The organism is Dokdonia ponticola, assembly GCF_042653865.1.
In the GTDB taxonomy this organism is placed as follows: Bacteria; Bacteroidota; Bacteroidia; order Flavobacteriales; family Flavobacteriaceae; genus Dokdonia; species Dokdonia ponticola.
The window spans coordinates 17994-42244 of sequence record NZ_JBHSFV010000001.1 but is presented as its reverse complement, the minus strand read 5'-3'; the positions used below and the strand labels follow the sequence as shown (position 1 = coordinate 42244).

The following is a 24251-nucleotide window of genomic DNA, read 5'->3' as shown; positions in this document are numbered from 1 at the left end:
ATTGCTAAAATCTTCCTCCTACAGCTAATAGCCTGCAAATACTGAGTACTTCATTGTTGATTTAGTAATTTCATAATAAATAACGTTAAAATTTAGCATGTATGTTTTTTGTATAGTGCTTATTTGCGGAATCCTTAAATTTTGAGCTTAAATTTGATGAAATTAGAATTTTGGATAATTACATTATTTTGACATTTTGTTTTTTATCATAAGCCTGAGAATTTTTATAATTGTATTCAATGAATAGTTTTTCACTAGACATTGAATAGTTAGTTTTAAATAATCACGCTTTACGGTTAACTCTAGCATACAGTCGTTCAAAATAAATGAACTGAATTCCATTGCATTCTAAAATAACATTTAATATAACATACTATTATGAAAAAAATTACTTTTTTATTATTCCTTGCCTTACTCAGTGTCGTAACTGTACAGGCTCAAAACCTTCTCACCAATGGTGATTTTGAAGGTGGGATGACCGTTTGGGAAGGAAATGGATTTAATGTTCAAACAGATGGAGGTAACAGTTTTAATTTCGTTGATGTAGCCTCAGCAGGAGAACCTTTTGCTGTTAACTTGAGCCAAAGAGGAATCAACATTAACCAAGGACAAACTTTTACATTAACTTTTGATGCTTCGACTGATCCAACAACAGGGAGCCGTACGATGCTTGCTGGAATTGGTCTTTTTGTAGATCCGTTCACAAATCAGAGTCAAGAAGTAACGGTAACAGAAACTACACAGACTTTTACCTTAGAGCTTGTTGCAAACTTTACTTCTGCAGACAGCCGTGTATTGTTTGATATGGGAGCAGCTACAGGGGTTGTAGTAATTGATAATGTAACTCTTACTTTAAACGAAGATCCAGGAGGAGGAGATGAATTGTTATCCAATGGAGATTTTGAGCAAGGAATGGTTACTTGGTTTGGAAATGCGTTTAACGTACAAACTGATGGTGGAAATAGTTTTAATCTATCAGATAATGAAATTTCAGGAAATCCATTTGATGTAAACTTAAGTCACCCAGTTGCATTGGAAGCAGGTGTAGCTTACACTTTTAGTTTTGATGCGTCTACTTCAATGGAAGATGGTAGTAGAACAATTATAGCAGGAATAGGACTTAATGAAGGTGATTTTTCCGCAGCTGTAGAAACTGTAACAGTAACTTCTGATACGCAAACTTTTACATTTACATTAACACCACCTGCGGGTAGTGCCAATAGTCGTGTATTGTTTGATTTAGGAGCAGACGACGGTGTTTTAGTATTAGACAATGTATCATTAATGATCGCAGGCGGCGGTGGAGATCCAGTCTTGCCAGCAGAAGCAGCACCAACACCTCCAAACAGAGATCCAGCTACAGTATTCTCTCTATTTAGTAACGCTTACACACCACAACCTGATGTTGTATTTGGAGCTTTTGGAGTAGGAACACAAGATATTACAACTATTCAAATAGAAGGTGATGACACACAACAAATCACTTTAAACCAACCAGCTTCAGAATTTTTATTAATCGATTGGGGACTTCCTGTAGATGTATCTGCCATGACTCACTTCCACATGGATTATTGGATTGATACTCCTTTATCGGCAGGTTTAATTGCAAATCCAAAATGGTCTAATCATGTTGGAGATGCTGGAGAAACTTCTGCTTTTCAATTAACAAATCCTGTTACAACATTTGGAGAGTGGGTATCTATTGATATTCCAATCGCTGACTTCAATTCTGATGATCCAACACAACAAAGAGATGCTTTAAGACAATTTGTACTTACAGTAGCTGGAGCAGATGCTGGAAATAGAACAATTTTCATCGACAACTTATACTTACACCAGAATACGACACTTAGTACGGATGAATTCTCAAGCTTAGATGTATCTGTCTATCCTAACCCTTCTTCAGAGCGTTGGACAGTAACAACTAACTCAGATGTTATTACTAATGTAGCTGTATATGATCTTTCAGGTAGAAGAGTAGCAGTAGCTACACCAAATACAACTTCATTTGATATCAATGCTTCTAACTTAAGAACTGGTATTTACTTGGCAACGATTACTACAAATCAAGGTCAAGAAACAATAAAATTAATAAAACGCTAAATAGTTAATCCTAGGGGGATTATATATTTTTAGTTTAGAAAGGACTATTATCAATGATAATGGTCCTTTTGCTTTTTAGTGAAACGCTTTTTTGAAAAGTCCAAAGGACGAATTCAAAATAGCTAGTTGAACTAATCCCGCTTTTCAGCGGGATCTATGCTATAATACCTCGACCCTTAGGTCTATTTTTAGGGTTCAAGGCTTGCCTTGGAGTTTAATACCCTTTATTATTTACAGTAAAAGTAGTTTTTTAACTCAACAACGAACGTATCGAATATCAGAATTATTAAAATAGAAGACATAAAGGAATAGATTGATTTTACCTTTAATTAGATGAACTGATGGTGGTTAGATGACCAAAATCAAGCCACTATATATTGGGTGCTTACAACACTTTACCAATCCACATCCCGCCAAAAACAGCAAGAATGCCGATTGTAAAACTAGCTATCGCATATATAGCAAATGGTAAGAGATCACCAATTTTTAGAAAGTTATGATTCTCATAAGCAAAAGTTGAAAAGGTCGTAAACCCACCACAAAAGCCAGTAGCCAATAATAAGGTTGTATTACTGGACAAGGTTTCATTCTTTATGGCCCATCCTAGAACAATACCAATAATAAGACTTCCCAAAATATTTGCAGTTAACGTTCCATAGGGGATACCTGAAGTAGAAGTATTCCAAACTTTTCCAAGTACATACCGGGCGATACTTCCTGTACCACCTCCTATAAAAACAAGTACTAATTGTTTCATGCTATTTCTGTCCCTTTTTTTTATTCCACATTGATTAATATCTTTTATTACTCTATCGGAATATAAATATCTGTTGTCCAGTCTGCAGGATTAGGAAAATCTCCTGGATCATTTGTGTAAATCTCAAAAGGCTTTTGTTCACTTTGCGTCAATTGATACTGTGTTATGTATTGCATGGCCTCAGCCCATGCCTTCCCTAGATATGAGTAATTTCCTTTAAGCGTTACTCTCACAGCTTTGGTTCGGGGTAAATAGCCACTTAGGATAGTACCTTCCTCTTGAATTTCTATAGCATTCGGAACAGGAATTGCATTACTCATAATAATGGCTCCATTAGGATTCATCTCATTATAAATAGTAAAAGGCATGCCTGATTGCGTAATGCCTCTTTGACTCATAAACTGCATAATTTCGCCATAATTCTGACCCATAATAGCACTTATATTTGTGCCACTTGCAGACGTTGTTTTATATAAATAAAATCCACCACCATACTCGGTAATTCCATGTATAGTTACATTGTGATCTTCCATTTTTTCTCTCACATACGTTTCTAATCCTTCTAAACCTGTGGTGTACATACTACGCATATCCCCTTCAAAATCCATCCCTGAAAAAGCAAAATAGACTTTATCCAAAAGGGTATGTTCTCCAGTAACTTGCCAAGTGACTTCTACTGCTCCTGTATCTGTTGGGGTGAATGTCCAATGTACGTTAGAAAGACGTTCACCTCCCGGGGTAGTTATGGTAAGATTCTGTTCAATAGCTTTGTTTTCTTGAACTGCGGTGGTTTTCATAGACCCAGGAAATTCACCATCCCAAGAATACCCTCCACCAACGCCCACTTTGGTCGCGTCATACGTAAACAATAGGGTAGAGTCTTCTTTTTTCCAAGGTCCCCAATGTTCCCATGTCGTATAATCATTTACCGTATTGTAAACGACAGCTGTAGGAACTTGCATTTCTCTGTGTTCTTTAATGTCATAGGTACCGTCCTTCGAAGCAAAGTAAATAGTACCTCCAATTAAAAAAATAAGTAAAAGGAATAAGAGTAGTTTTAAAAATTTCATGGTCAACAGGGGATTGGTTCGTAATGGCTAAGATAAAGGATTTTTAAAACTTCTATTTTTGGTATCTTTACACAACTTTATAAAAACAATCTCAATGAAATATAACATAATTTACAGTGTTGCTCTGGCGGCACTATTTGCGGTGAGTTGTAATCAAAATCAACAAACAGCAGCTAAGGATGGTGATGAGTACGCTTTCGCGAAAGCGGACGTAGCCTTCGACAAACCAGTAGATCAATTTGCAGATGTCAAAATTCTACGATATCAGGTGCCTGGCTTTGAAGAATTGACCCTTAAAGAGCAAAAACTCGTCTATTACATGACACAGGCAGGGCTTGCTGGACGTGATATCATGTGGGCACAAAACTATCGCCATAATCTAGCAATCAGAAACGCCTTAGAAAAGATATATACATCTTATACAGGAGATAAAACAACAGATGATTGGAAGCACTTTGAAGAATATTTAAAACGTGTTTGGTTCTCTAACGGAATCCATCATCATTATAGTAATGCAAAATTAAAACCTGACTTTTCTGCCGATTATCTCAAAGAACTTCTTGCTGCTTCTGGAGCCACCTTAGAAGGAGAGGCTTTTGAAGTAATTTTTAATGATAAAGATGCCAAAAAAGTAAATCTTTCTAAAGAGGCAGATATTGTACTAGAAAGTGCGATAAACTTTTACGGACCCGATGTGACGACAGACGAAGTTGAAGCCTATTATGGTGCTATTGAAGTAGATGAAAAAGAACCTATTGAAATAGGACTAAACACACGCTTGATTAAAGAAAATGGAAAGCTCGTAGAGCAGGTGTATAAAAGCGGTGGTTTATACGGAGAGGCCATTGATGAAATCATCGGATGGTTAGAAAAAGCGCAAGGTGTTGCCGAAAACCCAAAACAAGCCGAAGCTTTAGGATTACTCATTGAGTATTATAAAACAGGAAATTTAGATACGTGGGACGATTACTGTATCGCTTGGGCAACCTCTACCGAAGGAAATATCGATTGGATCAATGGGTTCATAGAAGTATATAACGATCCAAAAGGATACAAGGGGTCTTATGAGACTATTGTGCAGATCAAGGATTTTGATATGTCTAAAAAAATGGCAGTCCTCTCTGAAGAAGCACAATGGTTTGAAGACAACTCTCCATTAATGCCAGAACACAAAAAAGACAGTGTAAAAGGAGTTTCTTATAAAACAGTGATTGTTGCAGGAGAAGCTGGAGATGCATCACCTAGTACACCTATTGGAGTAAACCTTCCTAACAATAACTGGATTAGACAAACGCACGGAAGTAAATCAGTATCACTAGGAAATATCATTAGCGCCTATGCAAGTGCTGGAGGCTCTGGACGTTTACAAGAATTTGCCCATGACGCAGAAGAAGTTGAATTGGAAGAAAAATACGGACAGTTAGGTGATAAGCTTCACACAGCGCTACACGAAGTGGTAGGGCATGCTTCTGGACAAATCAATGAAGGAGTAGGAACTCCAAAAGAAACCTTAAAAAGGTATAAGTCTACTATAGAAGAAGGACGTGCCGATCTTTTTGGACTCTATTATTTAATGGATCCAAAACTTCAAGAAATAGGATTGGTAGAAGACTGGGAGAAAACGGGAAAAGCTGCCTATGACGGCTATATCCGTAACGGATTGGTCACACAGCTGATTCGATTAGAATTAGGAGATGACGTAGAAGAAGCGCACATGGTGAACCGCCAGTGGGTGAGTGCTTGGGCTTTTGAACGAGGACAAGAAGAAAATGTGATCGAAAAAGTAACTCGTGACGGGAAAACCTATTACAATATCAATGACTACGAGAAACTGAGAACCATCTTTGGAGAATTATTACGTGAGACACAACGGATCACTTCAGAAGGCGATTATGAAGCAGCCAAAGCTCTTGTAGAGGACTATGGCGTTAAAGTTGACCAAGTACTACACGCGGAAGTACTAAATCGTAACAGCCAGTTTAAAAGCGCTCCCTATAGCGGTTTTGTGAACCCAGTGATTGTTCCTACGACAGAAAATGGAGAAATTACAGGATTCACTGTAAAACAACCTCTCGATTTTGAAACACAAATGATACAATATGCAAAGACCTATGGGTTTTTGAAGTAATCTAAAATTAGGTAATTAAAAAAAATGCTGTCCAAATCTGGACAGCATTTTTTGTTAGAAGTCTCGTAAAACTACTCTGCAATCACAGCCCCTTCTGGAATCTCAAACTGAGAAGCATCTAATGCTTTAGCAGACGCAGTGGCATCTGTAAATGTACGTTCAGAAGCTAAGGTGGTTGGTTGTCCATCTTCTACTTTATACCATTGTAAAACACTCGGTAATTGTACACCATTCACTGCTGTCCATTGGTCGTATTTGATATAACTAAAACGATCACTCTTTTCGTTTTTACCATAGGTAACTGTATACGCTAGCCATGCCATTTGATGTGTAGTAGGATTACGATACAGGATATACTCATCATCTGGCGCATCACCTACACCTGCACCAAACGAAATTTTGGTTCCTGGATACGAAACGCCTTCAAATTCCAAGGCAGGCACCTCACTATACGTAATTCCATCATCCGCTAAGACAAAAGGCATTGCGTAAAAATAAAACATCAGGTTGTGATAAAAACGAGCACGTTGTGGCGGGAAATACGTAGAATCTTGTGCGATCCACACCTTTTCTCCATCAAATCCGATCGTATATTTATCCGTTTCAACGGTGACTTTCCGCGATTTTAAATCAACGGTATGGAGCTCATCGCCCCCTTCTTTTTGTAACGTAAACGATAAAGCATTCATCGTGTTCCAAGTGTCAATACCGCCATGTGCTTTAAACACAGCGTCAATAGATGGTGGATATGACTTTTCAGGTGTTTTTGTAACCTCAGGAGTAGACGTCGTCGTGGTTGTTTGTTGTGTGGTTGTGGTTTCTTTACAGCTTAAAGCGAAAATTGCCACAGCAATGAATAACATCATTTTTTTCATGAGAAGGTTAGTTTTTTATGAATGATATAGGTTGTTTGTCATCTACCCTCATAAAATACATGCCTTTAGTGAATGCACTTATGTCTATTGTATATGCGTTTGTCTGATCATTTACAAAAGAAGCTACCGTACGTCCCAACATATCATATAGGGTGATCCTCGCCTCTAAGTCGATATTTTCTACAGTCATTACAGATGAAGCAGGATTTGGATATATTTTTACAGATGGACGGATATAGTCGGGGACACCAATGGTTCCATCATCTGCAAAAATATCAAATGAAACAATCGTCACACATTCTTCTTGAGGAGCGTTTTGAAAACGTACATAGATTGTCTGCGGATTTACGATATTCGTATAATTTTCTGGATCTGCAATAGGATTGGATGCTGTTTCTGCATTCTGAAAAGTCTCGTAATAGGAAATATCCACCACAAAAGGATCATTGGTAAATTGCGGAATGATATCTGTTAAATCAAATATTTCAATACCATTACCATCAGCATCAACAAGGACAAGAGGGTCAGGCGTAGTGGTATCAGGTTCAAAGGGTAAGCGAACTTCAATCGTAAAAGTCGTGATGACACTATCCCCATTCCCTTGTACGCGTACAAAAACCAGCTGTGGATTCACGATGTTTTCATAAGCCTCTGGATTAGGAAATCCATTGTCATTCCCTAGAGCACCTCCAGAGGTGAGATGAAACGTAACCGTTACATTGGTCTGATCGCCGATAATCTCTGGTATGGTTGTGGTCAAATCAAAAATCTCGACCCCATCGCCTGGATTATTGATGTCACACGTAATAAGATCTTGAGGCTCATTGGCTGTTACTTGTGACGCAGCCGTGAATGAGCTAAGAATACATAGGATTCCTAGTAATTTTAAAGTAGTTTTTTTCATCCTATAAAAGTAAGGAACTTTATGAGATTCTTGTTCATGATATTTTTAACCGTATTTGAATAATATACACATTAGGCTGTACCTTTGTGATATGCACAAACACATTTCAAGCGCTCAAAATCCAGCTGTAAAACGGCTTTTACAATTACAAGAAAAATCACGTTCCCGTAAAAAAGAAGGGGGCTTTATTATTGAAGGGCTTCGAGAAATTGGTCTTGCGATTTCGGGACAGTACACCATTGCAGCGCTTTATATCAAGGAAGGGTTTCAAGAGGAGGCTTCGGTGGTAACACTTATTAATTCGTTGCAAACTGCTTCGGTGACCATCCTATCTGAGGAGGTGTATCGTAAAATAGCGTATCGTGATGGGACAGAGTCTGTGATCGCTTTCGCGAAAGCAAAAAACACCTCTTTGCAAGAATTACAATTACCCCAAAATCCGTTGCTGCTCATCGCTGAAGCACCCGAAAAGCCTGGAAACATTGGTGCATTACTCCGTACTGCAGATGCCGCTGCGGTTGATGCCGTCATCATCGCCAATCCCAAAACTGATTTGTACAACCCCAATATCATCCGGTCGAGTGTAGGCTGTGTGTTTACCTCGCAAATTGCTTTGGCGCCAACATCCGAGGTGATCTCATTTTTACAGGATCAAAAGATTCAGATTTTTAGTGCAATTTTACAAAAAGCACAACCGTATCACGAGCAAGATTACACCCAACCCACCGCGATTGTAGTGGGTACAGAAGCGACGGGACTTACTCAAGCGTGGAGAGAAGTAAGCACACAAAATATTAAAATTCCTATGGGAGGCGCTATAGACAGCATGAATGTAAGTGTCGCCGCAGGAATTCTTGTATTTGAAGCCAAACGCCAACGAAATTTCATTTAATTTCCGCGAAGGCGGAAATCTCAAAAGAAAGTGGAAACCCTAACTAACTAAAACAATTATATCAAGACAGATTCCTTCATTCTATGACCGCACCTATATTATTTTACATCATTATTTCCATTCTTGTTTTAAGTTACATTGTAGATCTGGTGATGAGTTATCTCAATGCAAGACATGCAAAAAAACCGATTCCAGCACTACTCAATGATGTGTATACAGAACAGGAATACCTTAGATCTCAAGATTATAAAATCACCAAAGACCTTTTTGATACCTATACGGCTACGTTTAGTTTGTTGCTTACACTCGCTTTTTTCTTTTTAGATGGTTTTTCGATCTTGGATCAATGGGCACGAACGTTTACAGACAGTTCTATTGGCGTAGCGCTTATCTTCTTTGGGGCAATTATGCTGGCAAGTGATCTGCTAAATACGCCTTTTGAGTATTACAGTACATTTGTGATTGAAGAGAAATTTGGATTTAATAAAATGAATCGCACTACTTTTTTCTTAGATAAACTCAAAGGCTGGGTGATGGGTATTATCATTGGTGGTGGGTTGTTAGCTCTTATTATTTGGATTTACGAAGCGACCCAAAACCTGTTTTGGATCTACGCTTGGGGTGTTATTACCTTGTTTTCAGTGGTGATGAATATGTTCTATGCACGCTTTATTGTTCCGATATTTAATAAGCAAACACCCTTGGAAGAAGGAAATCTACGCAACCAAATAGAAGCCTATGCGTCCAAAGTTGGTTTTAGCCTCACCCATATTTTTGTGATCGATGGTTCTAAGCGAAGCACCAAAGCCAATGCGTATTTCTCTGGACTCGGTCATGAGAAACGAATTACACTCTACGATACCTTGATCAACGACCTAGAAGAAACCGAAATTGTGGCAGTGCTAGCGCATGAAGTAGGACATTACAAACGCAAACATATCATCACCAATTTGTTACTTTCTATCGTTGTTACAGGAATTACTTTATGGTTGTTTTCTTTATGTCTTGCGCAGCCTATCATTGCACAGGCAGTAGGTGTTGAAACACCTTCATTTCACGTAGGTATGGTGGTTTTTGGTATTTTATATGCGCCTATTTCGGCAGTAACAGGGTTTTTTATGAATGCGCTTTCGCGAAAGCATGAATACGAAGCTGACCAATATGCCGCTGAAACCTATGAAGCCGAATCATTGATAAGTTCGCTTAAAAAACTATCCAAAAATAGCTTAAGCAATCTCACGCCACATCCATTATACGTACAACTGAATTATTCGCATCCCACGTTGTTACAGCGCGTAGTGCATTTACGAAAAGGTATTTAGCTATTGGCTGTTGACTGGTAATATTTAGCTTTTATTCACTTTCTCGAAAGCAAAAACATAGATAGAGTAAAAACATTTCATACCTTACAAGGAGCTAATATCTAACAGCTACCGACTTACTAGCCAATAGCTAAAACAGCTACTCAATAATCTCAATTTCCATATAAATATTCTCCTCGGGCCATTCGCTAGCATCTACCGTCACTTGGTTTATTTTATCTACGACACTCATCCCTTTGGTTACTCGTCCAAAAACAGTATGCTCTCCATCTATATGTGGGGCGCCACGATGGGATTGTACAATAAAAAACTCAAAAGGGGAGGAAGCTTTACTGATGTTTTGCTCACTATACTTAGCAGCAGAAAATGCACCTCGTACATGTGGGTGGTGTGCTTTGGCCTCATTTGGCAGCAAGTATCTCCCGATGCCTTCTCTATTGAGCGCTGTGGTTTTGGTGTCATTATTGCCTCCTTGTACCACAAAATCTGGGGAAACTCTATGAAACTGAGTGGTGTTAAAATAGCCATTTTTCACAAGCATTATAAAGTTAGCTCTGTGCAATGGGGTATCTTCAAAAAGTTCAACTTCAATATTTCCAAAGCGTGTCTTGATACGTACCTTGGTTTCTGGATGTTCTTCTCCGTATTTTTTTAAAAAAGGTTTTAATTCGGCTTGTGAGGCAATCATCGGATTTCCGGGGGTGCCTTTAGGGGGTTTGACCTCTTTTTTTTCTGGAACGGTGTCTACAATTACAGGCGCTGGAGACGCCTCTTTTTTGGGAGATTTAGTATCTTGACAGCTTAAGCAAAGCGTTGCAAAAAATAAAAGAATAATAGCTTTATACATGAAATTTGATACCTGTTTACGATTACTTTCAAAAATAAGCAATTTGCCATTACCAGGAAAAGAAGCGCTGTTTATGATGGCACCCATGGAGCGTGTTACTCAGATTACCGAGTTGGAGATAACATCCTTAAACCCTCGTAAGGCAGGAGTTATGGTGCTGTTTTATCCAGATCAGGAAGGACGCGCTAGAATGATCTTGATCCTTAGAAAAACATATAAAGGGGTGCACTCTAATCAGGTGGGATTTCCCGGAGGAAAAGTAGAAGAGACAGATGTCGATATGTTGGACACCGCTTTGCGCGAAACGGAAGAAGAAATAGGTGTCTCTAGACATAGAATTACTATTGTAAAGCAAATGACTCGAAATTACATACCGCCTAGTAATTTTTATGTTTATCCCTTTTTGGGCTACAGTACTTCACCTTTAGAGTTTGTACCTCAAGAAGAAGAAGTAGAGGGACTTATCGAAGTGACATTAGAAGATTTTTTGTCAGATAGTGCTGTGATTACAAAACGATTGTCTACTTCTTATATGGACGATATCGATGTCCCCGCATTTTTATTAAATGGTCATGTGGTTTGGGGTGCCACCGCGATGATGCTAAGCGAAGTAAAGGTCTTATTACTTTCTAGTCAAGAATAAGAAGGTTTTGTATCTTTGTCATTCTGTTTTTATGACAGTTATATCTAATATTATACATGGGTCTATTTAAAACCAATCCATTCGGACATATACTTTTTTTAAAAAGATGGCTTATTCGCATCGCCGGTGCCTTAACACATAGGCGTTATCGAGGCTTCAATGAACTACAAATAGAGGGCTCTGAGATACTGAGAGATCTCCCTGATACCAATGTTTTGTTTGTTTCTAACCATCAAACGTATTTTGCTGATGTGGTGTCCATGTTTCATGTGTTTAATGCGAGTCTGAGCGGGAGAGACGATTCTATCAAAAATATAGGCTACCTCTGGAATCCTAAATTAAATTTATATTATGTTGCTGCCGGAGAGACCATGCGAAGTGGTTTATTACCTCGTATTCTTGCGTATGCAGGCGCTATTACAGTAAGTAGAACATGGCGTGAAAAAGGGAAAGAGATAGACCGTCAAGTTAATTTTCAAGATACAGAAAACATAGGAATTGCCCTGGAGGATGGTTGGGTAATTACCTTTCCGCAAGGAACCACAAAACCGTGGAAACCTATTCGTAAAGGAACTGCACATATTATTAAACAATACAAGCCTATTGTGGTACCTATCGTAATTGATGGGTTTAGGCGTAGTTTTGACAAGAAAGGACTACGCATCAAAAAACGCAATATTCTACAAACGTTTGAAATCAAAGAACCGCTGGTGATTGATTACGAAAATGATTCTGTAGAAAAGATCGTAGAACAACTCGAATATGCCATTGAGCAACATCCCTCTTTCCTTAAAGTAATCCCGATTGAAGAATTAGAAAAAGAAGAAGAACTGAATAAAAAGCGACAGTGGGAGTATTAAAAGTTTTAAACAGGAATTTTTATGCTTTTCTGCTAGTTTTAATTTTTCCATACAAGATTTTTTTATGATCCTTATCGCTTATCAAAAGATGTGTTATGATCCATATAGAATTTTTATATATAAAGTTAGCCCAAACATTTAATTCTTTATCCAACCTTATGGTGAGTAAATCTTTATCTTGAAAGGGCATAGGGGTATCAAAACATTCTCTTCTATTTAATTCTAATTGAATGTGAAACCCTATATTTTTATACTCATTTTTCTTATTACTTCTTAATTTATTTAGTTTTTTCTCATTTTCATAAAAGCTATCAAAGAGCGTCTCCAATTGGATATAGTGAAAATCTATTTCTTCAGCCGTTATTTCCTTAAATTTATCAGGAATAGTCATCATTCCTGCGGTGCTACTAAGAAGTTCAATAGGAGGATGGTTTAACATCCAAGTCTCTACATTGCTTGTATTAGGTATGCGTCTTCTTAATTTCCAATCAACCTCTTCTTCCTTTAAATCATCTGCACACGTGCACAATAAAAATTTTCCATCAAATTGACACATAATCACTTTTATAAATATTTTGATTTTTTTAAAATGAATGCTAAGTTACTAAAAGACAGTAAATAATACGTAGTTATTTTTCTTCCTCAACCGCTGGTAACAACGTCCATTTCTCCTCTAGTGGTTGGTGGCTTTTTACAAATTCAGACGGTTTTTGAAGGAAATAGGAATTATCATACTCAAATTCAAATAAAAAGGAAGATAAATCGGTGTATCCCGCAGACCACGTGGCATCACACAGATACCATTTGCCATTTAGCCGTACTGCATTCCATGAATGGTTGGGTGTTTTTGACACTGATTTTTGTCCGCTAGGTGTTCCATATCCATCAATAATTTTGCATTCAATCCCTGCCAAATTGGACAATACTTTAATAAGATATGCATAACCCGTACAAACGGTTTCTTTGTCTTCAAGTAGGATGGCGAAAACTTCTTTTGTAAACTTACGATTCCATTGTTGTAAGGCTTCAGGATCGTTTTTTAATTTTTTACGATAGCGTTCATTTTGAGATAACAACCCATGATTGCCTGAAATATTGTGCGTTACCCAATAGTAAATGGCTCTAAAACGCTCGACATCAGAGTGCAATTGAGACGTTAAGTCAAATGCAAGTGCCGGTAAATGAGTAAGCTCTTCTCCTTGATGCCTTATGGCGATGTTTTCCGCTTTCGCGAAATCGATCTCTTTAAAATCAGCACGTTGTGCGTGCAAAGAAAGCATACAGAAGAAGAGCCCTAAAAGAATTCCGTTTTTCATCTAAAAAAGATTACTGTTTGAGAGGGTCTTTTGCTTTAGTGACAGCTTTGGTCCTTAACGCTCCAATAATTGTGAGTTCGATCCCTTCTAAGAAAGGTTTCACGAAAGTGGTATTCTCCTTAATGATCACTTCAGTATCTTCAAACCCTAAAGAGGTGATGAGTAATACATCATTTTTCTTTAATTTTTGAGGAAAGGTAAATGCGCCGTTTTCATCACAGACCACGGCAATACGGGTGCCTTTTAAGATCACTGTTGCTTGCGAGACATTACCGAAATCAGAAGTGACTACGCCTGTCACTGTTTGTCCTGAGGCTGTCGTTTGCGCATTCATTGTGTTTGTAAAAAGGCTAAAGGTCATTAAAATACCAAAAGCCAAAAACGTTTTTAAAACGTTTTGATGGATAGTCATACATGCTGTTTTCATAAGATATGTGTTTTTGTTTCTATCAAACCTAGGCATCCTTTATGTATTTACAAAGGTGTATTGAGGTAACGCGATAGTTGCTTTAGGGAAGTGTTATTTTGAGCGAGGATGCCACTGAATATTCTTTCGCTTAAAGCGAAAACCACCACACATCACTTTCAATATTTTTCTTGATTTGGAATTTATGGACGATTAGGATACTTCATAAAAAAGCAGAAGCCCCATTCTTGGGACTTCTGCTAAAACAGTTGTAGAACTAATCTCGGTGTTTGCTGAACTCGTTTCAGTATCTAGCGAGATCATTGTTTACTTTTTTAATTTCAAATAGTCTCTATAACGTCTTGAAGTGCTCTTCTTGACTTAGGGTTCTTACTTGGTTGATTAGAGTCCTCTGGGTCTCTATGTCCTATACAGACCGCTACAAGCGTTGTATAATCCGTGTGATTCAATATCTTGTCATAATTTTCTGGTTCAATTCCTTCCATAGGTGTTGCATCAATACCCATTTCGGCACAAGCACTTAATAAAATACCTAAAGCCAAATACACCTGCTTGTCAAACCAAGCTTTGATTTGGGCTTCAGACTGAGGCTTTATGTATTCTTTGTAATAATTGACAGCACCTTCAGGAAGTTCTTTCTCAATTTGTTTTTCAAATAAAGAGAGATTATTGATACGACTGAATACAACCGTGGTATCACTATCTAATAGCTTATTTGTATTGATCCAGGATACTTCTGAAAGTTTCTGTATGGTGTCAGGATTGGAAACAAATGTAAATTTCCATGGTTGGCTATTTATAGAGGAAGGAGTTAGGCGTAAAATCTGTTGTAATTCTTCTATTTTTTGTTTTTCAATTTTTTTGGATGCATCGTATTTTTTTGTGGTATATCGATGTTGCATAGATTCTAGAAAGCTCATATTTTTCTTTTTTTTGTATACTATATATTTTATAGTAGCAAAACTAAGTATAGTTTTTTACCTTTGCAAGAACGGTCAAAAAGGATAGTATCATTTTTTATTTTGAGTATGTACACATTTAAAGGAAAAGAATATCCATGTTGCACAAGCCTTACCATGGGAATAATAGGAGGGAAGTGGAAAACAGTGATTTTATATCATTTAATAGAAGGAACGCTACGATATCATGAATTAAGAAAACAAATGCCAACAGTCACTGAAAGAACTCTAAGCTTACAGTTAAAGACATTAGAAGAAGATGGGATCATTAAACGGAAGGTGCATACTTCAAAGCCTCCTTTAAAAGTAGAATATTCCTTAACCGAATTTGGAAAAACGCTCGTTCCATTAATACAGTCAATTGCAGATTGGGGCAACTTTGTTATTGAAAAATCTGTTGGCTAAATCTATATTCAAAAAATATATTCCATCGAATATTTCTTAGGATTGCTCTGAGATTATTTAACCGATAATCAAGATTTAAATACTTCGAGACTTACCCTAGATAGGTTGCTTTTAGGCTCTTTATAAGTATTGCTCGATCAAATTTGAGTGAATATTTTTTGGAACCGTTCTAATAGTTCATCTGTTAGGTACATTTCTTCCCGTGTATATGGATGTGTGAATTTTAAAGAATACGCATGTAAATACATGCCTTTTCCGTTTAAAATTAGCGATTCAATTCCGTAGTCTTTATCGCCTAGTATAGGATTTCCAATACGAGATAAGTGTTTGCGTAATTGATGTCTTCTTCCTGTTTGGGGTTCCAACTTTACCATGTTAAGTTTACCAAATCTTTTGGAAGAAACGGTTTCTAATACCGTATAGGTGGATTGTGACTGCTTACCGTCCACCTCTGAAGTGATATTTCCTTGCACATCCATTTTGCCAATCGTAACAGCATAATAGGTTTTCTCTACTTTTTTATCTTCAAACATACGGTTCAAATCACGAATACTACTGCTCGTCTTTCCCACCAATAAAATACCTGTAGTTGCATAATCTAATCGATGTACAGGCTGAGGTTTTGTAGCATCAGGTAGCGAACTTCTTTGAAGGTTTTGAATAAGCGCGTTCGCAATCGTCTTAAAACTAGTACCACTCACCAAAACCCCCGCTGGTTTATGAATAGCAGCGAGATATTCATCTTCAAATAAAACGGTAAGAGGTAAAATCAATTTCTTTGTAGGCGCCACATCTTTAGGAATATAGATTTTAATGCATTCCCCTCCACGGATTATAGTCGCTGTCGTTGCTGTCACATCATTGACTGTGATGAATTTCTTCTTGAGTGCTTTTTTTAGGGCCGACTTCGTTAAAGCCGCCACAAAAAGACCTACACCATATTCTTGTAACCGAATAGGAGCGGGGATTTTTGGGACTATATGGGTTTCGGTTGCGTTGATTCTCATTTTGTTTTAGCGACACATATACATCATACATAGCGCTTGGGTGTATATATATCTTTACAAGCTTTCGCGAAAGCGTATCATTAACAAATAGGCACTCCGACTATCCTCCAATGAGTACGGTTGTATCTCCCAAAAGGATAGATCCGCCATGTGCGGTGGGGTCTCCCATACGTGCGGCAGGCATACCGCCTATCATGACCGTTGCCGATCCTTTTACAATACTGTCTGGAGGACCTACGCATATTAACATATCACCAACGCGAGCGGCTGGGAGTTTACCAATTAAAACAGTGGGTTCTCCAGGTCCTTCGATGGGACCGCCTACGTGGGGTATAGGGGGAACTCCAGGAGTGACCATGGGGCATTCATGAAAATCAGTTAATCGTGCTGCTGGTGGCATAATGTATCTTTTTTAGGTTCTTAATTTATGAATAGTATGTTACGGATGTGAAGAAATTAGAGGTATGTAGTATCGTTATCAAGTGATTAGAAATGAGTTCTTGCGTCTTAGGTCCAATAGCGAAGCCGTCTTATGTCCTAGTCGGACACGACTATTTTTAGTTAATCATGACCATCGCTCCTTTGATCGTGGTTTCTGTCCCACCTTGTAAGGATGCTGTCAGACTTCCTTCCGCTGAAAATTGCATATCCGCCGTATGTTTGATATTCATGCCTTTGATTTGGACATCACCTCCAGCAGATTCTATAGTCACGCCTTGATCCCCTTTAAGGGTTAAGTTTTGCGTAGCGTCTACAGTAATATTTTTACTACTTTTTATCGTAATACCACTTTCTGACATCACAATACAATTCCCATTCTGATCTTTTAGAGTGATTTTTTTCTCTTTATCACTTAAAATAGCCGTGTTTTTCTGGGGCGTTTCTAGAGTAAGCTCTTTATTTTCATCATCAAAGGCTAGCGTAATTCCAGATTTGGAAACAATCGCTTTGACACTATTCTTTTCATTTGGATCTAAACCATTGAAGGGTTTGTGGTTTGACGCGTTATACATACTTCCTAAAATAATCGGATACCGTGGATCTTCATTTAAAAAGCCCACGACCACTTCGTCACCGACTTCTGGCATAAAAAAGGCTCCAGCACCTGAAGTAGCATAAAAATTTGTCAAACGGGCCCATATGCCTTCGTCTTCAGAATCAAATAAAGGAACATCAACGAGCACCCGATATTGGCTATCTGGATCTTCATATATTTTTTTTACGGTGGCATTAAACAACCCTTGCGCACCGGGTACTAATCCCGAAGCAGGGGGTGCCATGACATCTGGTTCTTGTGTGAACCAAATAGGTGATAAGCCCACAGAGGCTTCAGTAGTCCAATTTCCATCTGCTATTACATGTTGCACACTTGATATGATATGATCGCCATCAAAACGATCACCCAGCCCTGCAAGGGAGATGTATTTTCCAGGATCAACGAGGTTACTTCCTTGAAATTTGACATCGCCTTGAATTTTTGAATACGCACTTTTGACCAAAGCCGCCTTAGACCAGTTTGTTAAATCAGGATGTTGAATGGGGGCTGTGCTTTGTAATTCATACGCAGAAAGCCCCACAACTTCCGATAGTTTTTTGGAGGATAAATTCCCTGGTCCAGCATAACTACTCGTTGCTTCTCCTGAAATAATTTGTTGTGCTGCAAAATCCCACGAGGTTGCTTTTGCAGCACCTAATTGGCTCACAGCATCTAAAGAGGCATTAAATGCTAATAGATCATCTCCATAGGTAACTGTTGATACAGAAGATGTGTTCTCACTTGGATCAAAAACAGCCACTTTTCCATTGAGTGCTGTGACAATCATTCCGTTTGCTTCAGCTCTAGCGAGTAGAAAATCCCAATCTGTTGCATAGTATTGTACTTGTTCTGGCCACTCCGTTTGGGTTGACGTAATAGCAGCGCTCAATCCACTATACTGACTAATAATGGTCCTCAAGATGTCACTATCTTTCTTTTTGGTATAGGAGACACTTTTGCGTCCGACGGCCATTTTTATAGCTTCATCACGACACTCAATAATTAAAACAGCTCCTACACTTTGATCAATTTGAATACTTTGTTTGGTCACAATTCCTTCAAAAATGACTTGATTTTGACCATCATACCCCGCTTCAATTGTCATCTTATTGCCAGGAATAAAGGTACTGGAAGAACTTACAGCAAATGTTTCTGTTGCGGCAGATCCGTCCATAACAACCACTTTTGCGATTGGAATTTGATTCACCCCTTTATTGACTTCAATGGAAAGTACCCTAGTTTCATCAGGAATGATAGATCCATTACTTTTAACGGTAAAAGTGGCTATGCCACCACTTGTAATTGTTGTTGATGCACTCATGTAGGACGTTTTTTTATAGGTGTTAAAATAAGAGTTGACTACTCCTAACTATTTTTATTTGTTTTTAAATGTTCACGGTAAGTGATTTGTAAAAGATACTAACTTTTCATGTAAACTACTTCGTTGCATTAGCGCGACTAATTTTTAATTTAAAGATGAATGTATACGCTCCTGCCTGCCGCCAGGCAGGTTCGCGAAAGCGATCCCTACCAGACTAGCATATCGTGAGCAACTAGTCGTTATAAATGATTCCCTTATCGGTAGTGCACGTGAATTTTTACAACCTTACAAATACGTCATAATTAGCTGTTGAGTCAAATGAAAAAGGGAAACTTTTGATATTTTCGTAAACGAATACCTCTGGTACGAACTAGAATAGTAATTTTATAAAAAATTAGAATGAAAAAAATTTTATACATTCTTTTATTTTTTCCTCTCTTTCTTTCAGCGCAAATCAACGAAAGTGATACCCTTACTATAAAAGCAAGCCTTGCTGTAACAGGCTTGTATCAAGGCGGAAATGTAGAAACCTTCATTTTTAGAGCAAAAACAGATGTGAGTTTTAAGCCTTGGAAGAACGGGGTGTTTAAAAATCAAAATTCGTATGTCTATCAGGAGTTTGGGAAGGAAAAGGCAGATGAAGATATATTAAGTCTTAACTTTCTATACCTCAATCCTGATCGAAAAATATACCCGTTTGTCTTAGGGTTTATTAGTACTAATTTTCGTAGGGAAATAGATATACGTACGCTTGTAGGGGGCGGTGTGACATTTCAACTTTTTGAGAAAGAAAAAGATTGGTTAAAATTTTCGCTATCTAGTGAATACGAACAAACTCGTTTTAACGAGACTAATTTTAATGTCATGAACTATAACGGAGATGCCTCTATCAAAACCTTTCGGGGGACATTATGGCTCAACGGTAGCTACCATATGTTTAAAAATAAACTAATTGTAACCCACGAAAGTTATTTCCAGCCTTCTCTCGAGCAAAGTGATAATTACCGCTGGCAAGCAGATATAAGTTTAGAACTCCCTATTTGGAAATTTTTAAACTTTAAAATGAATTATCGTCACACTTTTGAAAGTATCGTTATAGAAAACCAAAAAGAAGAAGATCGGTTTTTAACGTTTGGCTTTACGTTAAAAAGCTATTAGTCGCGTTGGTTTTAAGTAAAAAAGAAAGGCTTGTTAAAAGAGCGCTATATCCTGGATGGTTTCGATTCACTAGCGTGGTTCTTTTCATGCTCAATCAACCATCTTTTTCGCTCGATTCCTCCACCATATCCAGTCATTTCTCCATCCTTTCCAATCACTCTATGGCAGGGGATTATAATAGAAACCCGATTATGTCCATTTGCAGATGCCACGGCTCTTATGGCTTTTGGATTTTGTATCTTTTTTGCTTGTTGCTGATAGGTTGTAGTTGTACCGTATGCTATGGTTTGTAAGGCATTCCAAGCTGTTTTTTGGAAGTCAGTTCCCGGAGTATCAAGGGATACCTCAAAGGTTTTTCTTGTGCCTTCAAAATAGTCTTCTATTTCTTTTTTGACTTGTTTGATATGCTCATTTTCACCTGATATAATGTTAGCATTTACTAATTTTTGTAAATCTTTAAATTCGGTTTCTAGCATTCGTCTATCGACAAATTCTAGTAAACAGATGCCGTTATCTGTGGCACAAACAAACATCGGACCTAAGGGCGTGGTCAATCGGTTGATAAGGATGATGTTTCTATCTTTAATTTGCTTAGGCGATGTACCCACAAGTTTTTTAAAAATGTAACCAAAACCACTTAATGATTCATAGCCTGTATCAAAAGCAGCGTGGGTAGCGTTCTTTCCTTGTTTTAATTCTTGAAAGGCAGTATTGATTCTATACATTCTTTGGTACGCTTGAAAAGTCATCCCATAATGCTTTTTAAACCATCTACGCACCACTTCTGGGCTGATATCCTTTTGTCTTAATTGGAAGTCGGTTATTTTTTCTTTAGGATTTTCTTTTACCCACGTAATTGCTTTTTCCACTTGCGCTGGTGCCTGATGTGCATTTTGGGTGGGTTTGCATATTTTACAAGGTCTATATCCGTTATCCAACGCTTCTTTAAACGACGTATAAAACACGACATTCTTTAATTTAGGTTTTCTTGCTCGACAGGTGGCAATACAAAAAACAGATGTCGTTTTCACTCCTACAAAGAAAATACCCACAAAGCTCTGTTTTCTGTCTAACAGTGCTTGATAGTAGGTTTCGATTTTATGGTTGTCTGTAACTAGCATTTTAAAAGATAGTGCTAAATGAACGCTGCTTTAGAACCGTTTGTATACGCTCTTCAAAGGTATGATACATCTTATCAAAAAGGAAGTTCCCTGTGCTTATTCGTTTTACTCCTAATTTTGTGAGTGTGTCAAAATCTGGGAGATCAGGCATAGACATTACATTAAGGGGCAAATTAGTAGTATCTACAATCGTTTTAATATCGCTTTCTTTTTCAATACAGGGTGTAAATATACCATCGGCTCCGGCATCTTGATAGCGTTGAATTCTTCTTTTTGTTTCTTCAAGTATATTTTCTTTAAGTAAGATAAACGTATCTGTCCGTACGTTTATAAAGAGATTCACATTTTCTTTGACTAGCTGTTCCTTTATTTCGGAAAGTGTTTTTGCAAAATCATCTGCATCTAGTAAAACTCTTTGTTTATTTACCACACTGTCTTCTATGTTGATACCTACAACGCCCAATTGTTCTAAACGTTTAATGTGATTCACAATTTCTTTTGGATCACGACTGTACCCTGATTCTAGATCTACAGATACGGGTAAAGCCGTATTGCGTGTAATTCGTTTTACAAAATATGCTAACTCAGAAAATGTCATTTCTTCTCCATCTTTGTATCCTAAAAGAGCTGCAATAGCAGCACTAGAAGTGCCGACAGCTTGAAAGTTTAGTTTTTCGACCACTTTTGTACTAGGTACATCCCAAACATTTCCGATAAGGAGTGGTTTGTCTTGTTTGTGTAAGTTTTTAAATTCCATCTGTATATATTTTAAAGCAAAGTACCGATGATGAAATTTGGTACACAACCGAAAACTAGACATGTATTTTTAGTGAAACGCTGTTTTGAAAAGTCCATAGGACGCATTCAAAATAGCTAGTTTCACTAATCCCGCTTTTTCAGCGGGATCTTTTAAAGTTTTGACGTAACGCTGTTTTGAAAAGCCCAAAGGGCGCATTCAACATAGCTAGTTTCACTAATCCCGCTTTTTCAGCGGGATCTTTTAAAGTTTTGACGTAACGCTGTTTTGAAAAGTCCATAGGACGCATTCAAAATAGCTAGTTTCACCTGCCTCCGGCAGGCAGGCTTAATCCCGCTGTTTACTGAACTTGTTTCAGTATCTAGCGGGATCTATGATGTAATAGCTTGACCCTTGAGTTGATTTTTACATTCCAAATCTTGTCTTTGGGTTTACTATATTTTAGTTTTTAATCCTCAAGAATTTTAGTTTCAAAACCGTCGATACTTGTGGTGTTTTTAGTTTCCCAGTAGGTTTCAATGTTGTCTTTTCCTTGTTTTTCTGCCCAAGAATGTAAAACAGTTCTTTCTTCTTTAAAATCCATAAAGGGAACTGCGTAGCCGCAGGAAGTTTGGACCAAATCTACTTCCATTTCGATGATTTGTCTAGCGCCCACATTTTCTGGAAATAGATGTATATAAGTGTGGTATTCGGGGTCTCTTGGGTGATATATTTTTGCATTCCCGTATAATCGTAGAATAAGAGGTTTTCCTTCAAAAGCGCAAAATAGGATTGTCATTCGGTGGTTCTTTAACAGATGTGCAGCGGTTTCATTTCCGCTACCCGTTAAATTCAACCAAACAATTTTATTTTTGTCGATGACTCTGAATGAGTCGGTACCTTTAGGAGATATATTGACCCGTCCAGTAGCTGCTGCTGTACCTACAAAAAAGATTTTTTGTTTTTCAATAAACGCCTTTAATTCAGCTGTAATAGCCTCTAATTGCTTTCCCATTTTTCTGTTGGTTACTATCATCTACTAGATAAAAAAGCAGTGTTTTCTAGCGTAGATAGTGTTTATTTAGTTGTTCGTACTATAAAGGATTAAGATAATTATAATTTTAAAATGCAAGGGTATGCTTTCGCGAAAGCGAATAAAGAAAGGCAGGAGTATAGTCAAACACTTATGAATTAAAAATGTGTTGATTACTTTACGTAAGCAATTCAGTGTTTAATTTTCATCGGTTTCAAATCCATAAATCGTGGTTTGCATACCCGCAATTTTCCATTGCCCATTTTCTTTTTCCATTAATCTTGTTTCACGTTTGAGACCTCGCAACGCGTCATGTTGTTCATAAATGACCCAGGCACCATTTTTATAAAGTCTAACGTCTATGTTATCTACGAGTTTGGGGATCGGTTCCGGTTCAGGATGTTCTTCGATAAATGTTTTGACAAACAGGCTTATTTCTTCCCAACCAACAGATTCAGAAAAGGTGTTTTCTACAAAATCAATATAGGTTTTAGTAATACTTGGATCATGAATCCAGTGATCTTTCCAACCTTCGTAATCCCGGCGAAAAGCCGCTTTGGTTTCATTGTTTAATGTTTCCAAAATAGCTGCTTTTTCAAGTTCAAAATCGACTTTTTCATCAGCTATGATGCTCGTTTCTTCTTTTTTTACTTCCGCACAACTTATACTTAATAGTAAGATTGTTAATACGAAAAAGCTTATTTTTTTAATAGACATAGGTTACTTTTTAATTCCAAATCCAATTTAATAACAATTTTAAGGGCATTAAAAGAATAGCCATCACAAAATCCATTAAAAAACCAACAATAGGTAACATCAAAAATATCCACCATTTATAGGTGAATTTAGTCGTTACTTCCTTCGTAAGGCTTTTCCAAGCCTGTATAATTTTTTCTTTGTAGTAAAAAAGAATAAGTACATCGGCGATGATCATTCCACCAATTCTAACAGGAAGTCCAAATCCATGAATTCCCATTGTAAACGCGATATCAATGATTAAAATTTGAGCTAAAATAGATAAAACCAATAATGCACCTATCAAAACCGTCCTATTAAAAATGAGTAATATTCCGCCTAAAATTTCTAAGAGTCCTGTAGCAATATTAAAAAACGGACTTCTCTCAAAAAGATGCCAAGCCACATAAAAACTATCAATCTCTCTAAGGGGTTGCTCTATGATGGAAGGATCATGTACTCCAAATTGACTTAAGGTGACTTTTGCCCAGCCATAACTTATCATAAAATACACCAAATACCATCGTAAGGCTAAAACGCCAACATCTATTATTTTTTCTTTTTTCAATATGTAGGATTTTGAAGTTATTGTTAAT

At 37.5% G+C, this 24251-nt stretch carries 25 protein-coding genes; 8 read left to right on the top strand and 17 right to left on the bottom strand.

Going from position 1 to position 24251, the window contains the following annotated elements; all coding sequences use genetic code 11:
• Positions 1-378 precede the first annotated feature (378 nt).
• On the top strand, positions 379-2103 hold the full coding sequence (locus ACFO3O_RS00210) for a T9SS type A sorting domain-containing protein (protein ID WP_379976496.1): 1725 nt from the start codon (positions 379-381) through the stop codon (positions 2101-2103).
• A gap of 385 nt (positions 2104-2488) precedes the next feature.
• Here the strand turns inward: ACFO3O_RS00210 and crcB are convergent, their stop codons facing one another.
• Together crcB and ACFO3O_RS00200 are read right to left on the bottom strand one after the other, a co-directional pair.
• On the bottom strand, positions 2489-2860 hold the full coding sequence (gene crcB, locus ACFO3O_RS00205; protein WP_379976495.1) for a fluoride efflux transporter CrcB: 372 nt from the start codon (positions 2858-2860) through the stop codon (positions 2489-2491).
• Positions 2861-2907: 47 nt separating this feature from the next.
• Positions 2908-3930 carry an SRPBCC family protein gene (locus ACFO3O_RS00200; RefSeq protein ID WP_379976494.1) on the bottom strand — a complete coding sequence of 341 codons (1023 nt, stop codon included), beginning with the start codon at positions 3928-3930 and terminating at the stop codon, positions 2908-2910.
• Positions 3931-4024: 94 nt separating this feature from the next.
• Between ACFO3O_RS00200 and ACFO3O_RS00195 the strand changes: the two genes are divergently transcribed.
• The gene (locus ACFO3O_RS00195) at positions 4025-6058 is read left to right on the top strand and encodes a dipeptidyl-peptidase 3 family protein (RefSeq protein ID WP_379976493.1); all 2034 of its coding nucleotides are present in this window, start codon (positions 4025-4027) and stop codon (positions 6056-6058) included.
• 71 nt (positions 6059-6129) lie between these two features.
• Here ACFO3O_RS00195 and ACFO3O_RS00190 read toward each other — a convergent pair whose 3' ends face one another.
• Positions 6130-6933: a DUF6503 family protein gene (locus ACFO3O_RS00190; RefSeq protein ID WP_379976492.1), complete on the bottom strand. Its 804-nt coding sequence runs from the start codon at positions 6931-6933 to the stop codon at positions 6130-6132.
• A 7-nt stretch (positions 6934-6940) separates the two neighbouring features.
• Entirely contained in the window at positions 6941-7837 is an 897-nt protein-coding gene (locus tag ACFO3O_RS00185; RefSeq protein WP_379976491.1) for a T9SS type A sorting domain-containing protein, read from the bottom strand.
• A 91-nt stretch (positions 7838-7928) separates the two neighbouring features.
• On the opposite strand from ACFO3O_RS00185, the gene ACFO3O_RS00180 reads away from it, so the two are divergent.
• Both ACFO3O_RS00180 and ACFO3O_RS00175 read left to right on the top strand, forming a co-directional pair.
• Positions 7929-8729, top strand: coding sequence for a TrmH family RNA methyltransferase (locus tag ACFO3O_RS00180; RefSeq protein ID WP_379976490.1), 801 nt, complete (start codon positions 7929-7931; stop codon positions 8727-8729).
• Between the two features lie 83 nt (positions 8730-8812).
• Positions 8813-10051, top strand: coding sequence for a M48 family metallopeptidase (locus ACFO3O_RS00175; RefSeq protein ID WP_379976489.1), 1239 nt, complete (start codon positions 8813-8815; stop codon positions 10049-10051).
• A gap of 139 nt (positions 10052-10190) precedes the next feature.
• Here ACFO3O_RS00175 and ACFO3O_RS00170 read toward each other — a convergent pair whose 3' ends face one another.
• Entirely contained in the window at positions 10191-10898 is a 708-nt protein-coding gene (locus tag ACFO3O_RS00170) for a peptidylprolyl isomerase (RefSeq protein WP_379976488.1), read from the bottom strand.
• Between ACFO3O_RS00170 and ACFO3O_RS00165 the strand changes: the two genes are divergently transcribed.
• Together ACFO3O_RS00165 and ACFO3O_RS00160 are read left to right on the top strand one after the other, a co-directional pair.
• Positions 10897-11541, top strand: a complete 645-nt coding sequence (locus ACFO3O_RS00165) for an NUDIX hydrolase (RefSeq protein ID WP_379976487.1) — start codon at positions 10897-10899, stop codon at positions 11539-11541. The two genes, ACFO3O_RS00170 and ACFO3O_RS00165, sit on opposite strands and share 2 nt — an antisense overlap.
• Before the next feature lie 56 nt (positions 11542-11597).
• Complete coding sequence (locus ACFO3O_RS00160; RefSeq protein ID WP_379976486.1) at positions 11598-12401, top strand: lysophospholipid acyltransferase family protein; 804 nt, start codon at positions 11598-11600, stop codon at positions 12399-12401.
• A 19-nt stretch (positions 12402-12420) separates the two neighbouring features.
• Here ACFO3O_RS00160 and ACFO3O_RS00155 read toward each other — a convergent pair whose 3' ends face one another.
• The 4 genes from ACFO3O_RS00155 to ACFO3O_RS00140 form a co-directional block, all read right to left on the bottom strand.
• A complete protein-coding gene (locus ACFO3O_RS00155; RefSeq protein ID WP_379976485.1) occupies positions 12421-12957 on the bottom strand; it encodes a hypothetical protein in 537 nt (178 codons plus the stop codon).
• Positions 12958-13030: 73 nt separating this feature from the next.
• Complete coding sequence (locus tag ACFO3O_RS00150) at positions 13031-13717, bottom strand: transglutaminase domain-containing protein (protein ID WP_379976484.1); 687 nt, start codon at positions 13715-13717, stop codon at positions 13031-13033.
• Positions 13718-13727: 10 nt separating this feature from the next.
• Entirely contained in the window at positions 13728-14144 is a 417-nt protein-coding gene (locus ACFO3O_RS00145; RefSeq protein WP_379976483.1) for a carboxypeptidase-like regulatory domain-containing protein, read from the bottom strand.
• Between the two features lie 320 nt (positions 14145-14464).
• Positions 14465-15064 (bottom strand): NAD(P)H-dependent oxidoreductase, encoded by a 600-nt coding sequence (locus ACFO3O_RS00140; protein ID WP_379976482.1) that lies wholly within the window; start codon positions 15062-15064, stop codon positions 14465-14467.
• A gap of 108 nt (positions 15065-15172) precedes the next feature.
• Between ACFO3O_RS00140 and ACFO3O_RS00135 the strand changes: the two genes are divergently transcribed.
• A complete protein-coding gene (locus tag ACFO3O_RS00135; protein ID WP_379976481.1) occupies positions 15173-15508 on the top strand; it encodes a winged helix-turn-helix transcriptional regulator in 336 nt (111 codons plus the stop codon).
• 137 nt (positions 15509-15645) lie between these two features.
• On the opposite strand, the gene ACFO3O_RS00130 is transcribed toward ACFO3O_RS00135, so the two are convergent.
• From ACFO3O_RS00130 to vgrG, 3 genes are all read right to left on the bottom strand, one after another.
• Positions 15646-16515 (bottom strand): RluA family pseudouridine synthase, encoded by an 870-nt coding sequence (locus tag ACFO3O_RS00130; RefSeq protein ID WP_379976480.1) that lies wholly within the window; start codon positions 16513-16515, stop codon positions 15646-15648.
• Between the two features lie 100 nt (positions 16516-16615).
• Positions 16616-16915, bottom strand: a complete 300-nt coding sequence (locus tag ACFO3O_RS00125; RefSeq protein WP_379976479.1) for a PAAR domain-containing protein — start codon at positions 16913-16915, stop codon at positions 16616-16618.
• Positions 16916-17072: 157 nt separating this feature from the next.
• Positions 17073-18872 carry a type VI secretion system tip protein VgrG gene (vgrG, locus tag ACFO3O_RS00120; protein ID WP_379976478.1) on the bottom strand — a complete coding sequence of 600 codons (1800 nt, stop codon included), beginning with the start codon at positions 18870-18872 and terminating at the stop codon, positions 17073-17075.
• Between the two features lie 399 nt (positions 18873-19271).
• On the opposite strand from vgrG, the gene ACFO3O_RS00115 reads away from it, so the two are divergent.
• Entirely contained in the window at positions 19272-20030 is a 759-nt protein-coding gene (locus ACFO3O_RS00115) for a DUF481 domain-containing protein (protein ID WP_379976477.1), read from the top strand.
• Positions 20031-20074: 44 nt separating this feature from the next.
• On the opposite strand, the gene ACFO3O_RS00110 is transcribed toward ACFO3O_RS00115, so the two are convergent.
• From ACFO3O_RS00110 to ACFO3O_RS00090, 5 genes are all read right to left on the bottom strand, one after another.
• Positions 20075-21151 (bottom strand): bifunctional transcriptional activator/DNA repair enzyme AdaA, encoded by a 1077-nt coding sequence (locus ACFO3O_RS00110; RefSeq protein ID WP_379976476.1) that lies wholly within the window; start codon positions 21149-21151, stop codon positions 20075-20077.
• Position 21152: 1 nt separating this feature from the next.
• Entirely contained in the window at positions 21153-21908 is a 756-nt protein-coding gene (locus ACFO3O_RS00105; protein ID WP_379976475.1) for an isocitrate lyase/PEP mutase family protein, read from the bottom strand.
• A 448-nt stretch (positions 21909-22356) separates the two neighbouring features.
• The gene (locus tag ACFO3O_RS00100) at positions 22357-22902 is read right to left on the bottom strand and encodes a pyridoxamine 5'-phosphate oxidase family protein (protein WP_379976474.1); all 546 of its coding nucleotides are present in this window, start codon (positions 22900-22902) and stop codon (positions 22357-22359) included.
• 216 nt (positions 22903-23118) lie between these two features.
• Complete coding sequence (locus ACFO3O_RS00095) at positions 23119-23637, bottom strand: hypothetical protein (protein WP_379976473.1); 519 nt, start codon at positions 23635-23637, stop codon at positions 23119-23121.
• Between the two features lie 10 nt (positions 23638-23647).
• Positions 23648-24223 carry a DoxX family membrane protein gene (locus ACFO3O_RS00090; protein ID WP_379976472.1) on the bottom strand — a complete coding sequence of 192 codons (576 nt, stop codon included), beginning with the start codon at positions 24221-24223 and terminating at the stop codon, positions 23648-23650.
• Positions 24224-24251: the final 28 nt, after the last annotated feature.